This is a genomic window from Amycolatopsis silviterrae (assembly GCF_042684085.1).
Classification (GTDB): Bacteria; Actinomycetota; Actinomycetes; order Mycobacteriales; family Pseudonocardiaceae; genus Amycolatopsis; species Amycolatopsis silviterrae.
This window is the reverse complement of the sequence record NZ_JBHUKS010000014.1, coordinates 227,631-246,483: the sequence shown is the minus strand read 5'-3', so window position 1 is coordinate 246,483 and position 18,853 is coordinate 227,631. Positions and strand designations below refer to the sequence as shown.

The following is an 18,853-nucleotide window of genomic DNA, read 5'->3' as shown; positions in this document are numbered from 1 at the left end:
CCCTCTCCGAGCCGTTCCCTTAGCTAGGCTAAGCAAGTTGCTTGCGGTAGGCAACCAACAATCGAAAACGACTGGGAGACAAGGGTCACAAATGCGTGACTATCCTTTGTGGACTATTTACTTTCACTCGCCCGAGTTACCGCTGGACGGGACCGCCGACGACCTTCCCGGGATTGAGGATCCCGTGCGGATCGAGGGCGTCCTTGACCGCGCGGTGCAGGCCGAGCACCGCCGGTCCCAGCTCTTTTTCCAGGCCAGGCCGCTTCAGCAGGCCGACGCCGTGCTCGCCGGTCACCGTGCCGCCGAGGTCGAGCGCGTCCGCGACGATGTCGTCGAACGCGGCCTGCGCACGGCGCTGCGCGTCGTCGTCCCCGGCCGGCGTAATCAGGAGCGGATGCAGATTTCCGTCGCCGATATGCGCGATATTGGCGATTTGCGTGTCGTGCTTTCGCGCGGCCAGATCGATCCGCGCGAGCATTTCCGGCACTGAATGCGTCGGCACGCAGACGTCCTCGGTGAGCACCGGGCCGAGCCGTTCGAGCGCCGGGTAGGCCAGCCGCCGGGCGGCGAACAGCGCGTCCGCCTCGGCCTCGTCGGTCGACTGCGCGGCCCAGGTCGCGCCCGCGTTTTCGAAGCACGCCACCATCGCCGCGGCCTCGTGCCCGCCCGGCACGTCGCTGCGGCCGAGCAGCACCACGTTCGCGTCGGCGGACAGGCCCATGTTCTTCCAGGCGTCGACCGCGGCCAGGCAATGCCGGTCCACCAGCTCCAGCGCCGACGGCACGATCCCGGCCGCCCGGATCGCCGCGGCCGCCTCCCCCGCCGCGACCGTCGAGTCGAAATACCCGGCGACCGTCGCCTCCGGAGCGCGCTTCGCCCGCAGCCGCACGGTGATTTCGGTGATGACGCCGAGCGTTCCCTCCGAGCCGACCATCAGCCCGGCGAGGTCGTACCCGGCGACACCCTTCGCGGTGCGGCGGCCGAGCCGGACGAGTTCGCCGGTGCCGGTGACGACCTGCAGCCCGAGCACGTAGTCGCGGGTCACGCCGTACTTCACGCAGCAGACGCCGCCCGCGTTGGTCGCGACGTTGCCGCCGATGGTCGACCACGGCGAGCTGGCCGGGTCCGGCGGATACCAGAGCCCGTGTTCCGCGCAGGCCGCGCGCAGATCGTCGTTGACCACGCCCGGTTCGACCACGGCGAGCCGCTCCACCGGGTCGATCTCCTTGACCGCGGTCATCCGGTCGGTCGCCAGCACGACGCATCCGGCCAGCGCGTTCGCCCCGCCGGACAGCCCGGTCCCGGCGCCGCGCGGCACCACCGGGGTGCGGTGCTTGAGGCATTGCCGCACGACCGCCTGGACCTCGTCCGCGGTGCGCGGCCGGACCAGGACCGCCGGTTCGCCGTACGGGGCCCATTCCGCCTCGTCGTGCGCGTAGCCGCGCAGCACGTCGGGGTCCCGCACGATCCGGTCGTCCGGCAGAACGGCGTGCAGGTCGTCGATCAGCATGGGAGGGCTCCCGCCTTCTTCCGGTCTGCTTTCCCCGTCAGGTTAGGTCGAAATCCGGCTTGCTCGTTCGACGTACCGGTGAGAGCGAGCTTCGAGGAGGCAGCCATGAGCAGCACTGTCACCACCGCCACCACCGTCACCCGCCGCGGGATCTCGATGCTGCGTGCCGTCGCCGCCGGGCGCGGACGGCTGACCTGCAGCAGCGAACCGGATCTGTTCGTGGACGGCCTGCCCTGCAGCGACCAGTTCACCGCGCACGCGCTGGCGCACGCCGGCCTGCTGCGCGCGAGCGAACCGGGGCCGCTCGGGCAGCCGGTGCCCGCCGTGCTGACCCCGGCGGGGGAAGCGCTGCTCGCCGCCGCCTGACCCGGCTACCCTGACCAGCGAGAAACAGGAGGCGGGGCAGATGGCGTCCGGAGCATCCGGAACGGAGCAGGCGCGGCGCAGGCGGCGCACCACGGTGGCGCTCAAGGAGTCGCTGCGGGAACTGCGCAATCAGCTGTCGCTGCTGAACCACCAGGTCGGCGGGCGGCTGAAGCTCAAGGACGTCGACCTCGACTGCCTCGAACTGATCTCCTCCGGCGGACCGCTGAGCCCGAGCGCGCTCGCCCGCCGCGCGGGACTGCACCCGGCGACCGTGACCGGCATCCTCGACCGGCTGGAACGCGGCGGATGGGTGGCGCGCGAACGGGATCCCGGCGCGGCGGACCGGCGAGCGGTCACCGTGCGCGCGGTGCCGGGGCGCACGCAGGAGCTGTTCCGGGTGTACGGCGGGATGAACGCGGCGATGGACGACCTGTGCGCCGGGTACACCGAGGACGAACTGATGCTGATCGCCGGGTTCCTGCGCCGCACCGCCGAGGCGGGCCGGGCGGCGACCGACGAGCTGTCCGGGGAATGACGGAAGGGCCTCGCCGTTTCGCCCGAGCGCGAAACGACGAGGCCCAGTACCGGGATCGGCCAGCTCAGCTGTCGAGCGTGCCGTACACGATGATGTTGTCGAGATAGCTCTTCTTTTCGGCGTCGAACGCGCCGCCGCAGGTGATCAACCGGATCTGCGAATCGCTGGTGTTGCCGTACACGGCTTCGGTGGGGAACGTCTTCTTCGCGATCTGGTCCACCTTGGTCACCGTGAACGAGGCCTTCGACCCGTCCTTGCGGCCGATCACGACCTTGTCGCCGGTCTTCATCTCGTGCAGCCGCCAGAAAATGCCCTTCTGGTGGTTGCCGTCGATGTGCCCGAGGACGACCGCGGGCCCGACCTGGCCCGGCTTGGGCCCGAAGTGGTACCAGCCCGCCTGCAGCGGCTGGTCGACCGGCGGGACCTGGACGGTCTTGTCGTCGTTGAGGCCGAGCGGCACCAGCGACGAATGCGCGTCGATGCTGGGAACGTCGAGCGAGACCGGGTCCGCGACCTGCTGCGCGGCCGCCGCGGAACTCGCCGGGGCGGCGGCGGGCGGGGTCTCCGCCGAACCGCAGCCCAGCAGGGCGAAGTTCGCGACGAAAGCCAGCAGGAGCGCGAAAAGCCCGAACCGGGAACGGGTCACCGGGCGGTCACCGAAGCCAGGGTGCCGTCGCCGGTCTCCGGCGCGCCGACCGGCACGACGGTCACCTGGCCGGGGCCTTCGGCGGGCGGGGTGCTCGGCTTGCTCGGCTCGCTGGGCTTGGTGGTCGGCGGGGTGGTCGGGTTGCCCGCGACCTTGGCGCAGGTGGCCGAGGCGAGGACGATGTCGCCCTTGCCGAGCGCGCCGGTGACGTCGCCGCCGAGGAGCTTGATGTGCAGCGCGTTGACGGTGAGGCTGCCGTCGGAGTGCTTGACCTGCTCGTTGACGATGACCTGCAGCACGCCGTCGATGCCGAGCTTCTGGTTCGGCTTGGTCGACACCGGGATCTTGCCGATCTTGCCGAGGTCGAGGCCGGCCAGCTCGGACGAGGCGGTGATGCCTTCCGGGGTGGACTTGCACTCGGAGCTGATCACGCGCGCCTTCGGGGTGGCACCGGCGAGCGGGGCGAGCACCGGCAGCGCGGCGTCGACGATGGAGGCCTTCGCGTCCACCGGTCCGTTGCTGCCGTCCTGCTTCGCCGAGCTGCTGACCGCCTTCGCGGTGACCAGGCCCTTCAGCGGCACGTTGACCACCTGCGCGGACTCCGGGCCCGCGGTCGAGGACGGGGCGATCTTGCCGGTGTCGACGGTGATTCCCTTGTCCCCCAGCACGCCGGGCAGCAGCGAAACCGAGGCGGACGCGCCGTAGGCCGACCCGGCGGGCGCGTCGGCGAACGCCGGCGGGGCGACGGCGGCGGCGAGCAGAGCCAGCGCGGGAACGGCGACCGCGACGGTTCGTCCGCGCAGCAGGGCAGAACGCATGAATTGTCCTTCCGAACATCAAGAAATGGAGCCGCCGCACGGATCCCCGAATCCACGCGTGACCGAGCACAACTGTCGGTCATCGGCAGGCCGCGACATTATCAAGACCACCGGTAAACGCAAAGCAAGATCCGTCGCGCAGCGCGCCCGCCGGACGGTTCCCGTGACCGCAATTATCGCAATTTCACCACTAAAGAGTGATGTAACGCGGCTCCGCCGACGCGGTTTTCTCACGCTGAGCTACCGGAACCGAGGCCCCGATGGCGGATTGCCCCGCGCCCCACCCGGAGGGGTGATCCTGCGAAGGGTCCGCGCCGGGCACCCGCCGTAATGTGACCGCTACCGCCCATTCCCGGCCTGCCAATTCGCCCCGGAACCGGGCGCGGCACGGGCGGAAATTGTCCACAAAGGAATCGGAAGGTCCGAACGAGCGAACGGGAAAAAGGGTACGATTTTCCTTGCCCGGGGCGGTGACCAGCGGCGACGCGCGATTGTGGACAGTCCGAAAAGGACTCGCGCGCCTACTCGACGGAGACGACCACCTGGTAGAAAATCCCGGTCCGGTCCGGGAACACCAGCGCGCCCCGTTCGTCGACCATTTTCCACAGCACGTGGCAGACCCCGGTGCCGGTCGGCGTCACCGGGACGCTCACCTCGACCAGCTGGCCCGGATCGGCGTCCGGGACGGGCACGCGCGGGGGCGAGGGGCACAGGACGGTGGTGCCGCCGGCGACCTGGAGGTAGCGGCTGCGCCACGGCACCGAGCCGGTGTTCTTGAGCCGCCAGATCTTCGTGAAAGTCTGGCCGTAGCGGGCTTTCGCGCCGTCCGGGAAGGTGACGTCGCCGGACAGGCCGTCGCCGCCGAAGCCGGACGAGTCGCCGGGCAGCGGGTAGTGCGGGGCGGCCGCGTCCTTCTCGCGGGAGGACGGGGTGGCCAGTACCACGACGGCGGCCACGAGCCCGAGGACCACCAAAACGGTCGCCGCCACGGCGATCGAGCCCCAGCGGCGAGGTTTGGCCGGTTCGCCGGAGGGCGGGCGGAAGGCCTCGGCGGGGATCGGCTGGGCTGGGTGGCTGTCAGCGGGGTGGCCGGGTGAATCGGCCGGGGTTTCGCGGCTGGGCGGAGCGGGGTCGCTCGCCAGGCCGGATGGCGGCCAGTCCTCCGCGCCGGGCAGATCAGCCGGGGATGGCTGCGCATTCGGCAGGGACTCCGGACGTGGCTCGTCGCCGACCTGGCCCGCCGACGCTTCCCCCGCCGAACCGGACGAGTCCTCGACCGCCTCTTCCCAGCGCTCCAGCCACTCGCGCCGGACAGCCTCCTCGTCTCGGCCGAGGCTCGTCACCGCAAGGCTCCGGACGAATTCCCACGTCGTCGGCCAGGACGGGGCGCTGCGGCCGCGGGTGGCGGCCGACAGGGCCGACTTCGACGCCGCCGCGCCGAGTTCCGTGCGCATCCGGTCGTAGGACGGGTCGCCCGCTTCCCGCTTCAAGTCCAGCAGCGCGCAGGCGAAACGGGCGACGGGGCCCGCGCCGGCGTCGGGCACGATGTGCCTGCGACCTCGGCGGGCCCGGGGCGGTCCGGCCGCGGGCTCGCTCATGACACCTCCAAAGATCGATTGCGACCCTTGGAGGTTGCCAGGCGGCCCGGGGCGGCGCAGCCCCGGGCCCCGGCTCGTCAGCAGCTCAGAGCTTGCAGCCCTTCTGCACGCGCGCGACCGTGTGGTCGGCGCCGATGTGGAACTTCTTCTTGCCGCTGGTGCCGCCGTTGGTGGTCATGCACTGCACGCTCAGCGCGCCGTCCATGTCCTTCAGCACGATGCCCGCGGACACCTTGTGCGAGCAGTGGTTGTTGAAGTAGACGGTGACGTTCGTCAACCCGTCGCCCCAGGAGTAGTTGGACTTCTTCCCGGACGGCTTCGAGCACTTGATGCTCGCGGTGTGCTTGCCCTGCGCGCTCACCGTGTCCGCCGACGCGGCGGGCGCGGCGATCCCGGCGAGTGCGATCCCCAGCGCGGAGGCGGCCATCAGCGTCTTGCCGATCTTCATGGGTGTCCCCTCGGACGAAAGTGGAATGGAATGACAGCCGGGAAATCCCGGTGCACTCATCCCAGCGCGCCGTCCGGTTTGTGCTCAACCGCCGGCCGTCCACGGTCAATGCGCGCGGTTGTCCACGCAGGTCAGCGAATTGTCCACGGCTCAGTCGGCCGGGCCGCGCAGCGTCAGGACAACGCGCGACTACCTATAGTAGTTAGCTCGTTACCCGAGACCCGCTGACAGCGCGAAGCACAACCCGCCTCAGAAAATGGCCTGCGGACTGGATCAGAAGCCGGCAATGTGGCCACCGTGCCAGCACCCTTCACTAAAGATCTCTGTGGCTACCGGAAGAAGAACGGCAAGCCGAACATGTCCGACGCCAGCGACAAGCTTTCGGTGCGTCTCGGAACTCGGTTCTTGGAGGTCGCCGGAGCATGGCACGAACGACCTGACCAGAAGGGCACCGGTCTCGAACGTCGTGTGATCGCGTCCCTGCAAGCCGTGCGCCCAGACCTGGACATCAAGCAATCGTGTTCGGCATCGGACTTCAGCCAATACGCGCACCTGAACGTGTTCCCAGCCTTCCGTGCCGGTTACAGCAACTCCGCGAAGGAGATCAAGGCGCTCGTCTCTGCTATCGAAGCGATTCCCGACAGCCGCAACCGACGTCGGCTGATCGCCATCGCCCAGCGCATCGGCCGAGGTATCGACGCCAATGCGGAATTGGTGACGACACTGGTCGGCCTCATGCCGGAGGAATCCCTGCTCAAGCTTGACGTCGTGGTCGGACGTCCGCAAGACGGCGAACTTCCGGAGTTGGCGTTGGCGCTTTCGGCCAAATGGTCGCTCCGCACCGACAGGGCACAGGACTGCGTCTCGCAGGGCAACAAGCTAGTCACCCAGCGTCGCGGTCGCATGCCTCACTTCGGTGTCATCACAGCAGAGACTCGGCCGTCGATGCTCAAGATCCTGGCGGACGGCTCCGGCTCTATCGACTGGGTGTACCACCTCGACCTCGACTCGCTGGCGAAAGCAATCGACATCGAGGCGAAGACGCGGAACGCGCCAGCGAACTGGTCACCGAAGAAGACTTTTGATCGACTCGTGAACCAGAACCGGCTCCGAGACTTCGACGACCTGGTCCGTGTCGTCAAGTCTCTTCCCGCGAAGCCCTGAACCCGGACCGGATTGCCCAAATCGAAACCTGTCACGTACCGCAGCTTCAGCGGATAGAGTGAACGTGTGTCCGAAGACTTAGTCCTGTTCGGCCCGACCTCGCATGTCGACATACACGTCGATCCGAAGCCTGCACACGTAGCCGACGACGACCCTGAGCTGCAGCAGGTCGTCGACTGGTTCCGAAAGCGTCCCGGCTTGCAGCAACATTTCGGGTCGATCCTGCGCCAATCGATCGATGAGGTACTCGATGGACAGCGCACCGGCCGGTACGACATCGCTCTCGCGGAGAAGACCGAGAAGACCTATCTAGGGACCAAGGTCGAAATCGTCACTCGCGCTGCATTCGACCTTCCCCGTGGTGCGAACATGGACTACGCCATCGCCGGGCACGACGTCGACTCGAAGTTTTCGTTGCGAGGAGCATGGTCGATACCGACCGAAGCCATGGGGCACATGTGCCTGTTGTCCTCCGCCAACGACCGCAAGGGTCTCTTCGACGTCGGCCTGATCCGGATCACCCCTGAAGTCCTCAACAAAGGACTCAACAAGGATCAAAAGACTACGATCACTGCAGCAGCCCGGGATCGCGTGGTGTGGCTAGCTCAGCGAGCCCCGCTGCCGGAAAATCTCCTTCTTACCCTGCCTGACACACTAGTCCGCACTATCGTCGCCGCGGGTTCGGGCCAGAAAAGAATCAACCAGCTGTTACGTAGTGTTCAAGGTCGGATCATCGAACGCAACACTGCAGTGACAGTCGCCAGGCAAGCCGATGGCCTCAAACGCTGTCGCGACGCGCGGCCCCAACTCGCTCGAGAGGGCATCGTCATCCTCGGCCACCAAAATCAGAGTCCGATGGTTGCCCGCGCGCTCGGCCTCCCAGTCCCGATGAAGGGCACTTTTCTGTCGGTGCGCTTGACACCGGTAAACACGCCTGCACCCGACCGACCGACAGTCACTCTCCCGGAGGGCACCTACGCTGTCGCCCAGCCCAACGACCCCATAACACCGGTACCAACGATCCGTTACTGACCCTCAGCCATGGTGTCCGCACCAGATAGCCGCCGTCGCACGAGCGAGGCCTCCTAACGCGCATCACAAATGCGTTCCGGTCGGCCACCTCTCGTTAATTCAAGGCTAGTGACATAGGCGGCACGGGGATGACTTACGCGTTCGATTCGAGGTTCCACGAACGTAAGGCTTGAGGTGGTGCGCGATGGCTTCAGCCAGCATCGGAGGAACAGCGTTGCCGATCTGCTTGGCGACTTGAAGCTTCGTGCCACACCACTGAAAGTCGTCGGGGAAGCTCTGGAGACGAGCGGCCTCCCAATGTGTAATCGGACGGTCGACGCTGTGCCCCTCGTCCTCTTTCTCCCACTGCGGATGCAGGTACTGACCTTTTTCCGGCTTGAAGAACTCCGTACGTATCGTCAACGAGGGCATGTCCCAACGCATCCGCCCCATGACATCTGTCGTGCCGGTCTTCTTCTCCCTCCAGCAACGCGACAGCAAGTAATCGGGCAGGTTGAACCGGCCGCCTCCCGGAGGGATGTGCCTATAGCGCTTCAGCGACATCGCCGTCGGATTCCGACCGATGTGAAGATCGGAGCTTTTGAAGATACCCGGGATGTCTTCGCCGAAGAATTCCACCGACGAAGCTGGCAACTCCGTCGTCTCCGGAGTCTCGGGCAGTCCGCTTAGAACGTCACGGGTCGTGTGCCACTCAGGCAGAGCGTCCAGAGTCCCAGTGCGGGCATGTGTTGGCGTTGGGAGCGGAATCCTGCCGACGCGGGATCCGATCACAATGGTCCGTTTCCGCCGCTGCGGCACTCCGAAGTCGGCAGCCAACAGGAACCCCGACGTCAACTCATAGCCTTCGAGCAGCCCGCCAGGCTGCGCCTCGGCCTGCAGGAGAGCGAACTCGCTAGAGGAGAAGAAGCGGTCCACGTTTTCGATCACGAAGACCTTCGGCGTGGCGTGCCGAACAAAACGAATGTACTCCTTCCACAGCTTGTTCCGCGGATCATTCACGTTGCGGGACCCGAGGTTGGAGAAGCCCTGGCATGGAGGCCCGCCGATGATCAGGTCGGCTTGCGGGATGTCCTCATCCGGAATGGTCGCGATGTCCGCGTAACGAGTGTGCGACTCTCCGAAGTTGGCCGCGTAGGTCGCGGCCGCGTGAAGGTCAAACTCGACCGACATCACCGGTTTGAAGCCCTTCGCAGCCATGAAACCCGAGGTCATGCCTCCACAGCCAGCGAACAAGTCGATCATCGAGATCGGTTTCGTACCCACACCACGCAGGCTAGTCGACACCACCGACAATCCTTGGCATCGACCCTCAGATCCGTGATCGTGGATCACACCCGTCTCCTCGTGCGCCCGCCCCGACAGCGCAACAGCAGACGCACCAACGACGAACAGAGGAGACTACCTTTGGACAACCCATCGCGACGCTGCGCACGCTGGCCTCGCCACGACTACAACGCTTGACTACCTACAGGGATAAGATGCTTGTGTCCTCGACATTCGATGCGAACCGTCGGGCGTGTCCTCACCGCTGACTGTCCACGCAGGTCAGCGAATTGTCCACGGCTCAGTCGGCCGGGCCGCGCAGCGTCAGGACAACGCGTAAGACGTGTTCGACAGCCGATTCGAACATCGCGCCGCGCAGTTCTCCGCGCGTTTCGAGGTTGCGCGCGGCGAAGTCGAGCATGCGGTCCGGCCCGACGCGGCGGACGAGAAGCTCGGCGACCTCTTCGAGGTCGAGGCTCGGGTTGTCGAGCCGCGCGAGAGCGAACTCGATGATGAGTTCTTCGTCGGTCACTCCTTCAGAGTAGCCACGAAACCGGCTCAGATGTGGTCTTGATAACACCCGTACGGATAAGCCTCGACCAGCGTGACGCGCACGACCGCGCCGCTGGGCACCTCGTACTCCCGTCGCTCCCCCGGCTTGGCGCCGTCCAGCGCCTGCCCGAGCGGCGAGTCCGGCGAGCAGACCTCCAGGTCGGAGCCGGCCTCGTCGCGGACCGCCAGCAGGAACGTCTCGACCCCGCCGTCGTCGTACCGGACGGTGAGGACCATGCCGGGCTCGGCGATCCCGTCGTCCGGCGGGTCTTCGCCGACGACGGCGTCGCGCAGCAGGTCCTGGAGCTGCCGGATCCGGGCCAGCCGGTGCTGCCTGCGGTCGAGCAGGTCGTCGCCGTCGAGGTCGGGTTCGCGCCGCAGGGCGGCGAGTTCCGCGGCGAGACGGGCGTGCGCGTCGGCGGTCAGCCAGGGCCGCGAAGAGGTGGTCGACATGGGAAATGCGCCTTTCGGATGGTCGTCCGTGGGGGCCGGGCAAGCAGGAGGCCTCCAGCCCCCACGGACTTTCGAGGAGTCCCGCGGCGGTCAGCGGGGCTCGGGCTCGGTGTGGCGGTCGAGCACGCCGGCGTCGGCGGCGAACCAGCCCGCGGCTTTCACCAGGATGTCTCTTTCGGTGCGCAGCAAGGCGTTCTCCGCGCGGAGGAAGAGCAGTTCGGCGTGCTCGTCCCCGGTCAGCGGCGCCGGAACGGCGGGGTCGGCGGACACGCGCGCGTCACCGCAGCGGGTCGAACGGCGCCAGCGCCTCCGGCTGCTTGCCGGTGACGATCTGTTCGGCGAGCAGCTTCCCGGTGATCGCGCCGTGCGACAGGCCCCACATGCCGTGCCCGCCCGCGACGTACATGCCCGGCGCGCCGGTCTGCCCGATCACCGGCCGCCCGTCGGCGCTGACCGGGCGCGAGCCGACCCAGGTGTCGGTGCGCTGGTCCCAGCGCAGGCCCTTGAGCAGCGGCCGGGCCGAGGCGATGATCGCGTCGACGCGTGCCGGGTACAGCGGGTCGTCCGGCTTGCGGAACTCCATCGTCCCGGCCACGCGCAGCCCGCCCTGGTACGGAGTACACGCGACCCGGATGTCCGGCAGGTACATCGGGCTCGGCACCGGCTCGTCGGTCGGCACGGTGAAGGAGTAGCCGCGTCCGGCGCGCACTGGGACGCGCACTCCCCATTTGTGCGCCAGTTCGCCCAGCCACGCGCCGGTGGCGAGCACGACGGCGTTGGCGTTGACCGTCTGCCCGTTCGCCGACAGCACGGTGTAGGCGTACTCGTGCCGGCGGATCGCGGCGACCTCGAACCGGTGCCGGATCGTGCCGCCGCGGCTGACCACCGCGCGGGCGAGCGATTCGACGAACCGGCCGGGGTCGACATAGCGCTGGCCGTCGATCCGGATGCCCGCCCCGATCCGGTCGGTGACCTGCGGGAAGTGCTCGCGCAGCTCCGGCCCGGCGAGCTGGGTCCAGGCCACCTTCTGCCCGGCGTCGCCGAGCCGGTCCAGCTCCTTGACCAGGGTCTGGGCTTTCTCGGCGGTCTCGAACAGGGCGGTGATGGGCGCGTCGATGGTCGGCGCGTCCACGCCGCTGGAGGTCAGGACGTCGAAGGCTTCGAGGCATTCGTCGTTGAACGGGAGGTTCGCGCGCACCGCCCGGGTCCAGGACCGGTGGGTGCAGTTCGCGGCGAACCGGGCGAGGAACCGCCAGAGCCGGGGGTCCGGGGTGGCCGGGACGTGCAGCGGGGCCTGCCGGTCGAGCAGCGTGCGCAGGCCGTAGCGGAGGACGGCGGGTTCGTTCAGCGGGATCGACAACCCGGGCGAGAGCCAGCCCGCGTTGCCCCACGACGAGCCCGCCGCGATGCCCTCGCGGTCGACGACCGTCACCCGCACGCCGCGTTCCTGCAGGAACCAGGCGGTCGACAGTCCGACGATGCCCGCGCCGGCCACGATCGCCGAACGCGGTCCGCCGCTCATCCGGTCGAGATCGCCCATGTGTTCCTCCGCCGTACCGCTGGTTGTGCTGGTGCGGCCAGGATGACCCGGATCGGGCGGGCGGGCTTTGTCGAGTTCGGCCAAACGGAGCAGGCCGGTTTGTCCGGATCGGTCAATCCTGGGGATCGGCGACGGCCAGCTCGATGATCATCGCCAGCCGTTTCGCGGGCAGGTCGAGCCGCAGCGGCGTCACGTCGGCCATCTTGCGCAGCCGGTAGCGGATGGTGTTGGGGTGCACGCCGAGCCGTTCGGCGGCCTCGGTGAGGTCGCCCTGGGTTTCGAGCCACGCGCGCAGGGTCGCGACGTAGCTCGTCGAGTGGGCCGCGTCGTGCCGGGCCAGGTCCGCGATCGGACCGCGCGCCGGGGCCCGGCCGGCTGCCGCGGCGGCACGCAGGCGGAGGATCAGGATGTCGTCCCAGGACTCGTCGTAGGCGACGGTCGCGCCGGGTTTCGGGCGGACGTCGTGCAGGGCGAGGCATTCGTCGGATTCCCGCCTGCTGGCCGGGAGTTCCGCGGTCGAGGCGGCCGCGCCGATCCCCGCCGCGACCGTGACCTGCGCGGGCAACGCATCCCGGATCCCGTCGATCCACGCCCGCGCGGCCGCGACGTCCTCGCCGGGCAGGACGGTGTAGACGGTGTTGCTGAACAGCGTGCTCCGGCCCGGCCGCGACCAGCCGAACCCGGTGGTCGCGCGCTCGAACGCGAGCAGCAGCGCGGCGTGCCGTTCGTCGGCGATGTGCGCTTGGAGCGCGACCACGCGGAACCGGCCGGGCGGCAGCCCGAGCCTGCTCAGCACGGCCGCCGCGTCCGGCGTGCCCTCCAGCAGCCGGATCACCAGGTCCGATTCGACCTGCCGTTCCAGGTCGGCGCTCGCCCGCGACCGCAGCAAATGCAGCCCGACCGTGCGAGAGCTGTCGTGCAGGACAGTGCGCCGGACGTCGGACAGCGGCTGCTCGCACTCCACCCAGATCGACCCGAGCGTCTCGCGTCCCGCACGGACCGCCACCACCATGCGCCCGGTCAGCCCGTGCTCGGGATCGGCTTCGACGAACAACGGCTCGTCGGACTCGGCGAGATGCGCGAACACACCGCGGCGCTCGAACAGCTCACGCACCTGATCGGGCACGCGGCGGCCGAGGATCGTCTCCAGCCGCACCCGGTCCGCGCCCTGCTGACGGCTGGAGTACGCGAGCACGCGGGACAGCTGGTCCTCGATGGTGACCGCGCTGCCGAGCGCGTCGGCGAGACTGTCGGCGAGCGCGAACAGGTCGGTCGGCCCGCGTCCGGATTCCGTTTCGCGCCCTTCGAGGACCAGGCCGTAGACCACGCCCGCGAGCTGGCCCCACGACACTTCCGGGTCCACCAGCAGCACCGCGACCCGGCCCTCTTCTGCCTTGGCGATTTCGGCTGGCCCCGGCGGCACGGACCCTCGCACCAACACGACAGACGCCCTCGCCGCAGCCGCGCGCTCGACAGCTTCCAGCACCGATTCGACGCCCACCGCGAGGTAAACGTCGCCGCGCAACCCGCGTGGGTCGGCGGGGTCGTCCATCACCACGTCCCGCAACGCCGCTTCGCGCGCGATAGGACAACAGCACAACCGCGCGCCGTACCCACCGAGGACGTTGACGAGCCGATCCAGCGTGACCATGCCCCTGTTCATACCTGACGCGGTGCGCGAGGAGTCGTATCGTGCAGGTCATGCGCGCGGGTCGAAGACGTGCACAAACTGGCGCTGGGGATGCCCCACGTCACGGTGGTGCGCGGCTCGCGCGAGAACCCCGTTTACCAGGTCGGCGGCAAGTCGTTCGTGTTCTTCCGGACCCCGCGGCCGGACGCCTTCGACCCGGAGACCGGGGAACGCTATCCGGACGTCATCGTGTTCTGGGTACCGTCCGAATCGGACAAGCAGGCGCTGGTCCAAGACCCGGACAGCCCGTTTTTCACCACTCCGCACTTCGACGGCCACCTGTCCGTGCTGATCCGCGCCGCCCATCTCGGTGCGCTGACTTTGCAGGAGCTGACCGAGGTCGTCGAGGACGCCTGGCTGTCCCGTGCGTCACCGCGCCGGCGGGAGGCGTGGCTCTCCCGGCGCTCCCGGTAAGCGATCAGGAATCAAGAAGCGTCGGGACTGGTGCCGGATTTAGCGTTTACCGCATGACCTCCTTCGACTTTGTCACCCTGGACGTTCCCGATGTCGCCGCCGCCGAGCGCTTCTACACCACCGCGTTCGATCTGGGCGACCGTCTCCGCTTCCGGCAGGCCGCCGCACCGAGCGCCGGTTTCCGCGGATTTACCTTGTCGCTCACCGTTTCCCAGCCCGCGAACGCGGTCGCCTACCTGGACGCCGCCCTCGTCGCGGGCGCCACCTCACTGAAGCCGGCGGCCAAGTCGCTGTGGGGTTTCGGCGGCGTGGTGCAGGCACCCGACGGCGCGATCTGGAAGGTCGCGACCTCCACGAAGAAGGACTCCGGCCCCGGGGTCCGGGAATACGACCAGATGGTGCTGCTGCTTGGCGCCTCGGACGTGGCGGCGACTAAGCAGTTTTACGTGTCGCACGGGCTTTCGGTGGGCAAGAGCTATGGGCGGAAGTACGTGGAATTCGAGACCAGCCCGGTGAAGCTGGCGCTCTACGGCCGGAAGGCGCTGGCCAAGGACGCCGGGGTGCCGGAGGAGGGTTCGGGTTCGCACTTGCTGACCATCGGCGGGGATGCCGGGCGGATCACGGATCCGGACGGGTTCGCTTGGGAGACTTCGGTTCTGGCCTCGTGAGTGGCGATGCCGGTTAGAAGCGGCACAAACACTCACGAGCTGTTATACCGGAGCGGGCATCTCCGACTCACCAGCAGAGTCCGGAGGTGCCCGATGGCGACCGAAGTACCGACCTTCTGCCCGCTGTGCGTGTCCCGGTGCGGAGCCACCGCGACGGTCGAGGACGGGCGGCTGCTCGCGCTCGGCCCGCTGCCCGGCCATCCGACCGGCGGCGCGATCTGTGTCAAAGGCAAAGCCGCGCCGGAAATCGTCGCGCATCCGGACCGGCTGCTGCATCCCCTCCGCCGGACGGCCCCGAAAGACGCGGCCGACCCGGGCTGGGAGCGCATGGGCTGGGACGAGGCGCTGGCGACGATCGCGTCCCGGCTGACGGCGATCGCCGAGGAGTCCGGGCCGGAAGCGGTGGTGTTCGGCAGTGCCTCGCCGTCGACGTCGGCCATGTCGGACACCATCGATTGGCTGACCCGGCTGCGGCGTGCCTTCGGCAGTCCCAACCTCGTCAGCTACCTGGAACTCTGCGGCTGGGGCCGCCACCTGGGCACCCAGTACACCTGGGGCGAACCGGTCCCCGGCGGCTATCTGCCCGATCTCGAGAACGCGCAGTGCATCCTCTACTGGGGCTACAACCCGTCGGTCTCGCGACTCGCGCACGCCACCGCGACCACCGCCGCGTTGCGTCGCGGGGCCAAGCTCGTCGTGGTCGATCCCCGGCGCGCCGGGCTGGCCAGCAAGGCCGACCAGTGGCTGCGCGTGCGCCCCGGAACGGACGCGGCGCTGGCGTTGTCGATCACGCACGTGATGATCGAGAATGGTTGGTACGACAAGGAATTCGTCAACCGATGGACCAACGCGGCGAGACCGGCCGGTGCGTCGCGGCGGGTGTGGGACCTGATCGTCGAAGAGTGCGCGAAGTCCGCCCCCGAGGTCGCCGAGGAGATCACCGGCGTGCCCGCCGCCCAGGTCGTCGCCACGGCCCGGCTGCTCTGGGAGCACCGTCCGGTCGCGTTCTACACCTGGAGCGGGCTGGAACAGCACAGCAACGCGACCCAGACCGTCCGCGCCATCGGCCAGGTCTACGCACTCACCGGCTGCATCGACGCCCCCGGCGGGAACGTGCTGTTCACGCCCGTGCCAGCCAACCCGGTCGACGGCCGGGACCTGCTGCCGCCCGAACAACGGCGCAAGGCCATCGGAATACAGCCGCGCCCGCTCGGCCCGGCGAAGTTCGAGTACGTCACCGGCGAGGACTTCTACCGCGCGGCCTTGACCGGCGTGCCCTACCGAGCCCGGGCCCTGGTCAACTTCGGCAGCAACCTGGCCCACGGCGACAGCGCACGGGGCCGGGACGCTCTCCGCGCGCTGGACTTCTTCGTCCACACGGATTTGTTCCTGAACCCGACCGCTGAGCAGGCGGACCTCGTGCTGCCCGCGACGAGTGCGTGGGAGGCAGAGGCGCTGCGGATCGGTTTCGAGACAAGCCAAGCCGCGCAGTCGACTGTCCAATTGCGACAGCCGTTGGTCGCCGCGCGCGGAGAGGCCCGATCGGACCTCAGGATCATCTTCGACCTAGCCGTCGCCCTCGGCCTGGGCCCGCAGTTCTTCAACGGCGACATCGAAGCAGCCTGGCACCATCAACTCGCACCCAGCGGCATCACCCTCGACCAGCTACGCGCCGCCCCCGAAGGAATCCGACTGCCGCTGGAAACGGTCCACCGCAAGTACGAACAACGCGGCTTCCACACCCCGTCCGGCCTGGTCGAGTTGTATTCTGAGACATTGCTGGAAAACGGATACCCACCGCTGCCGACCTTCGCCGAACCGTCGATCAGCCCGCTCTCCCGACCAGACCTGGCGACGCGCTACCCGCTGATTCTCACCTGCGCGAAGTCCCTGTTCTTCTGCGAAACCCAGCATCGCGAAATCACCAGCCTGCGCAAATCTTCCCCCGACCCCACGGTCGAACTGCACCCCGAAACCGCCGCCGCCCGCGGCATCGTCGCCGGAGACTGGGTGCGGCTGGAGACTCCGCTGGGAAGCATCCGCACGAAAGCCAAGTTCAACGTCAACCTGCACCCCTCTGTCGTATGCGGCCAGCACGGCTGGTGGCAGCCGGCCGGCGAACTAGGCCAGCCCGGCTATCCGCCGTTCGGCGAGGGCAGCGCGAACCTCAACCTCGTGCTGAGCCAAGGCCCGAGCGACCCGATCAGCGGCAGTTCGCCGTTGCGCGCCTCCCTGTGCGAAATCGCCAAGGACGGCTAACGCCACGTCGGATTTGCGCCAGCGCAAGGAGCCCAAACCGCGAAAGACTGGCGGCCATGCTCAACGTCCTCGACCGGTTCCGTTCCGCCAGCACCGAATTCGACCAGCGCCTGTCGTTGGTCCGGCCCGAACAGTGGACCGCCCCGACGCCCTGCGCGGAATGGAACGTGCGGCAGCTCGTCAACCACATGGTCCGGGGAAACCTCAACTACGTCGATCTGTTGGCGGGCGGCACCCGCGAGGACTTCCTACGCCTGCGCGACGCCGACGCCCGGGGCGATGACCCGCTCGCCGCTTATACGGTGTCGGTGCAGCTAGTTGTCGATGCTTTCAGCCGCCCCGGCGCGCTGGATCAGCTGCTCGACTACCCGCTGGGCCAGGTGACCGGCCGCCAAGCTCTGGCCGTGCGCGCGACGGACTCCACCATCCACGCCTGGGACCTGGCGCGGGCGTTGGACGTCGACGATCGCCTCGATCCCGGTCTGGTTGCGTGGATCAGTGAGGATCTGGAAGAGATCTACGCCGGGCTGGTGGAATCCCCGGTCGCCGCCGATACGACGCACCGGTTCTTCGCGGAGCCGGAGGCGGGCAGCGGATCGGGGTCTCGGCAGGATCGGTTGCTGCGTCTGATGGGCCGGAATCCCTGACCAGCGGGCAGGCGCACGGTAACCCGCCGAACTCAGACGGATTCGCGGTAGACCCGCCGGGCGATCTCCTCGACCTGTTCGACAGTGAGTACCGGCGCGTCGGGCCGCTGCACCGCTTGGGTAAGGATCCGCCGTACCAGGGCAGAGGTGGGAATCTGCTCGGCCGCCGCGCGAGCCTTCAGCGCGGCGGCGAGTGAGGTCGGCACCCGCAGGGACAGCGCGGACTGCTCGTTCTCGGCGATGTCAGCGGCGACCGCGTCCGCTTCCTCCTCCGCGTAGTCCCGCCGGGACCGTGCGTGCCGCAGCATGCGCTCGCGCTTGACCGGATCGGCTTCCTGCCGAGCCGCGGCTTCCTGCTCGGCAATCTCTCCCTTGATCCCGGCCAGCACCTGTTCGCGACTCATGGGTTCAGTCATGGCGCTTCGTCCTCTCCGCCAAGAGCCGCCCGGTACGCACGCAGGTCGGCACCGCTGGTCTTCCAGGCATTGATGCCCGAATGATCCACGTGATCGATGATCACTGTGAGCACGAAGCCCGCGGCGGGCGAGTAGCCGATCACGCGGATGTCTCCCCGGTGACTCTTAGGGTCAGGCTCACGGGTGATCCGATGAGGGTCAGCTGCCGCTTCCAAGGTCCAGGCCGGCTCGATGTCACTGGCACCGGGATAGCGGGACGATCGCGTGCGGATGTACTCACCGCCAGCCCAAGTGCCATAACGAAATGTAACACCTCTGCACACATCCACACACAGGACTGAGTCCTGTCTGCTGGCCGTGCGCAGCAAGTCGGGCGCTCCGGCACGGACCGCACCAGAGCCGGGAACCTGCCGCCGCTGGGCATCACGGCGCGGTGACGCGGGAGCGAGCATGCCGCTCGGATTCCGGCCCTGAAAAGGAGCCGTGGGGGGACGCAATCGGTAACCAAGGACCTTGCCGGTCGCGCAGACCGTGCCGGACTCAGCGAGCGGTCAGCCAGGGCGCGAGAAGCTTCTCCAGCGCGTCGTCCGACAGCGCCGCCGCTCCGCCGTGGAATTCGTGCCACCGGGAGGCCTCGCGGGCCGCGTGGTAGTCGACCTCGAAGGCGCGCATCAGGACATACATGAAGCTTCCCGGGTCGAACCGCTCGCCCAGCAGGGTGCGGGCCGTGCGGGCCACGTCCACCGCGGTCTGGCGGCCGTTCACGTCGGCCAGCTTCAGTTCCTCAGCCGCCGGATCGAGCAGGCTCGGCGCACACAACAAGACAACTACTCC

22 protein-coding genes are annotated in these 18,853 nt (G+C 68.3%); 8 read left to right on the top strand and 14 right to left on the bottom strand.

The window, feature by feature from the left end; all coding sequences use genetic code 11:
- Positions 1–136 precede the first annotated feature (136 nt).
- On the bottom strand, positions 137–1,510 hold the full coding sequence (locus ACFSVL_RS20265) for an FAD-binding oxidoreductase (RefSeq protein WP_378306342.1): 1,374 nt from the start codon (positions 1,508–1,510) through the stop codon (positions 137–139).
- A gap of 105 nt (positions 1,511–1,615) precedes the next feature.
- Here ACFSVL_RS20265 and ACFSVL_RS20260 point away from each other — a divergent pair, with 105 nt between their 5' ends.
- Complete coding sequence (locus tag ACFSVL_RS20260) at positions 1,616–1,876, top strand: hypothetical protein (protein WP_378306340.1); 261 nt, start codon at positions 1,616–1,618, stop codon at positions 1,874–1,876.
- 40 nt (positions 1,877–1,916) lie between these two features.
- Positions 1,917–2,411 carry a MarR family transcriptional regulator gene (locus ACFSVL_RS20255; protein WP_378306338.1) on the top strand — a complete coding sequence of 165 codons (495 nt, stop codon included), beginning with the start codon at positions 1,917–1,919 and terminating at the stop codon, positions 2,409–2,411.
- A 64-nt stretch (positions 2,412–2,475) separates the two neighbouring features.
- On the opposite strand, the gene ACFSVL_RS20250 is transcribed toward ACFSVL_RS20255, so the two are convergent.
- From ACFSVL_RS20250 to ACFSVL_RS20235, 4 genes are all read right to left on the bottom strand, one after another.
- Positions 2,476–3,057 carry a class F sortase gene (locus ACFSVL_RS20250; protein ID WP_378306336.1) on the bottom strand — a complete coding sequence of 194 codons (582 nt, stop codon included), beginning with the start codon at positions 3,055–3,057 and terminating at the stop codon, positions 2,476–2,478.
- A complete protein-coding gene (locus tag ACFSVL_RS20245) occupies positions 3,054–3,875 on the bottom strand; it encodes a choice-of-anchor P family protein (protein ID WP_378306334.1) in 822 nt (273 codons plus the stop codon). The genes ACFSVL_RS20250 and ACFSVL_RS20245 overlap by 4 nt, the downstream gene beginning before the upstream one ends.
- Positions 3,876–4,396: 521 nt before the next feature.
- Complete coding sequence (locus tag ACFSVL_RS20240; protein ID WP_378306332.1) at positions 4,397–5,473, bottom strand: NBR1-Ig-like domain-containing protein; 1,077 nt, start codon at positions 5,471–5,473, stop codon at positions 4,397–4,399.
- A gap of 85 nt (positions 5,474–5,558) precedes the next feature.
- Complete coding sequence (locus tag ACFSVL_RS20235) at positions 5,559–5,921, bottom strand: hypothetical protein (protein ID WP_378306330.1); 363 nt, start codon at positions 5,919–5,921, stop codon at positions 5,559–5,561.
- A gap of 297 nt (positions 5,922–6,218) precedes the next feature.
- Here ACFSVL_RS20235 and ACFSVL_RS20230 point away from each other — a divergent pair, with 297 nt between their 5' ends.
- Positions 6,219–7,085 carry an NgoMIV family type II restriction endonuclease gene (locus ACFSVL_RS20230; RefSeq protein ID WP_378306328.1) on the top strand — a complete coding sequence of 289 codons (867 nt, stop codon included), beginning with the start codon at positions 6,219–6,221 and terminating at the stop codon, positions 7,083–7,085.
- 66 nt (positions 7,086–7,151) lie between these two features.
- Positions 7,152–8,117 carry a NaeI family type II restriction endonuclease gene (locus ACFSVL_RS20225; protein WP_378306326.1) on the top strand — a complete coding sequence of 322 codons (966 nt, stop codon included), beginning with the start codon at positions 7,152–7,154 and terminating at the stop codon, positions 8,115–8,117.
- Positions 8,118–8,222: 105 nt separating this feature from the next.
- Here ACFSVL_RS20225 and ACFSVL_RS20220 read toward each other — a convergent pair whose 3' ends face one another.
- The 6 genes from ACFSVL_RS20220 to ACFSVL_RS20195 all read right to left on the bottom strand — a co-directional run bounded on the left by ACFSVL_RS20220 (position 8,223) and on the right by ACFSVL_RS20195 (position 13,576).
- Positions 8,223–9,380 (bottom strand): DNA cytosine methyltransferase, encoded by a 1,158-nt coding sequence (locus ACFSVL_RS20220; RefSeq protein ID WP_378306324.1) that lies wholly within the window; start codon positions 9,378–9,380, stop codon positions 8,223–8,225.
- 301 nt (positions 9,381–9,681) lie between these two features.
- A complete protein-coding gene (locus ACFSVL_RS20215) occupies positions 9,682–9,912 on the bottom strand; it encodes a hypothetical protein (RefSeq protein WP_378306322.1) in 231 nt (76 codons plus the stop codon).
- A 26-nt stretch (positions 9,913–9,938) separates the two neighbouring features.
- Complete coding sequence (locus tag ACFSVL_RS20210) at positions 9,939–10,385, bottom strand: GreA/GreB family elongation factor (RefSeq protein ID WP_378306320.1); 447 nt, start codon at positions 10,383–10,385, stop codon at positions 9,939–9,941.
- A 90-nt stretch (positions 10,386–10,475) separates the two neighbouring features.
- Positions 10,476–10,655, bottom strand: coding sequence for a hypothetical protein (locus ACFSVL_RS20205; protein ID WP_378306318.1), 180 nt, complete (start codon positions 10,653–10,655; stop codon positions 10,476–10,478).
- 7 nt (positions 10,656–10,662) lie between these two features.
- The gene (locus tag ACFSVL_RS20200; RefSeq protein ID WP_378306316.1) at positions 10,663–11,925 is read right to left on the bottom strand and encodes an NAD(P)/FAD-dependent oxidoreductase; all 1,263 of its coding nucleotides are present in this window, start codon (positions 11,923–11,925) and stop codon (positions 10,663–10,665) included.
- Positions 11,926–12,037: 112 nt separating this feature from the next.
- Positions 12,038–13,576 (bottom strand): PucR family transcriptional regulator, encoded by a 1,539-nt coding sequence (locus tag ACFSVL_RS20195; protein ID WP_378306314.1) that lies wholly within the window; start codon positions 13,574–13,576, stop codon positions 12,038–12,040.
- A gap of 90 nt (positions 13,577–13,666) precedes the next feature.
- Between ACFSVL_RS20195 and ACFSVL_RS20190 the strand changes: the two genes are divergently transcribed.
- The 4 genes from ACFSVL_RS20190 (at position 13,667) to ACFSVL_RS20175 (ending at position 17,603) form a co-directional block, all read left to right on the top strand.
- Positions 13,667–14,029, top strand: a complete 363-nt coding sequence (locus ACFSVL_RS20190) for an MmcQ/YjbR family DNA-binding protein (protein WP_378306313.1) — start codon at positions 13,667–13,669, stop codon at positions 14,027–14,029.
- Between the two features lie 53 nt (positions 14,030–14,082).
- On the top strand, positions 14,083–14,697 hold the full coding sequence (locus ACFSVL_RS20185; protein ID WP_378306311.1) for a glyoxalase: 615 nt from the start codon (positions 14,083–14,085) through the stop codon (positions 14,695–14,697).
- 93 nt (positions 14,698–14,790) lie between these two features.
- Positions 14,791–16,956, top strand: coding sequence for a molybdopterin-containing oxidoreductase family protein (locus ACFSVL_RS20180; RefSeq protein ID WP_378306310.1), 2,166 nt, complete (start codon positions 14,791–14,793; stop codon positions 16,954–16,956).
- Between the two features lie 56 nt (positions 16,957–17,012).
- The gene (locus ACFSVL_RS20175) at positions 17,013–17,603 is read left to right on the top strand and encodes a TIGR03086 family metal-binding protein (RefSeq protein WP_378306309.1); all 591 of its coding nucleotides are present in this window, start codon (positions 17,013–17,015) and stop codon (positions 17,601–17,603) included.
- 32 nt (positions 17,604–17,635) lie between these two features.
- Here ACFSVL_RS20175 and ACFSVL_RS20170 read toward each other — a convergent pair whose 3' ends face one another.
- From ACFSVL_RS20170 to ACFSVL_RS20160, 3 genes are all read right to left on the bottom strand, one after another.
- A complete protein-coding gene (locus ACFSVL_RS20170; protein ID WP_378306307.1) occupies positions 17,636–18,019 on the bottom strand; it encodes a ribbon-helix-helix protein, CopG family in 384 nt (127 codons plus the stop codon).
- Entirely contained in the window at positions 18,016–18,162 is a 147-nt protein-coding gene (locus ACFSVL_RS20165; RefSeq protein ID WP_378306305.1) for a hypothetical protein, read from the bottom strand. Before ACFSVL_RS20165 ends, ACFSVL_RS20170 begins: the two co-directional genes overlap by 4 nt.
- A 397-nt stretch (positions 18,163–18,559) precedes the next feature.
- Positions 18,560–18,841 carry a hypothetical protein gene (locus ACFSVL_RS20160; protein WP_378306303.1) on the bottom strand — a complete coding sequence of 94 codons (282 nt, stop codon included), beginning with the start codon at positions 18,839–18,841 and terminating at the stop codon, positions 18,560–18,562.
- Between the last annotated feature and the right edge of the window lie 12 nt (positions 18,842–18,853).